This window comes from Neptunomonas marina (assembly GCF_004005935.1).
GTDB lineage: Bacteria > Pseudomonadota > Gammaproteobacteria > Pseudomonadales > Balneatricaceae > Neptunomonas > Neptunomonas marina.
In genome coordinates this window covers 1-228 of record NZ_SACQ01000046.1, presented here as the reverse complement: position 1 = coordinate 228, position 228 = coordinate 1, and the positions used below count along the sequence as shown (strand labels likewise).

Below are 228 nucleotides of genomic sequence, written 5' to 3'. Positions count from 1 at the left end.
CAATGGTGTATTGGAAGCTGTCCGGGCCGTTGTAGTTGGTATCCGGTGTGTAGGTCACAGTACCGTTGCTGTTGACCACCAGTGTGCCGTGGTCCGGCTGTTGTGTGATCACGATGCTGGTGAGGTCTAGGCCGTCGTCCACGTCGTTGTCGTTGCCCGCCAGATCTAGGGTCACTGCGGTGTCTTCCGCGGTGCTGCCGCTGTCATCGACGGCCACCGGTGGATCGT

At 60.1% G+C, this 228-nt stretch carries 1 protein-coding gene; it reads right to left on the bottom strand.

Annotation, left to right across the window (positions count from 1 at the left end):
- Nucleotides 1–228 (bottom strand): Ig-like domain-containing protein (locus EOE65_RS17990; protein WP_164847167.1); only part of this gene is annotated, 228 nt, incomplete at both ends.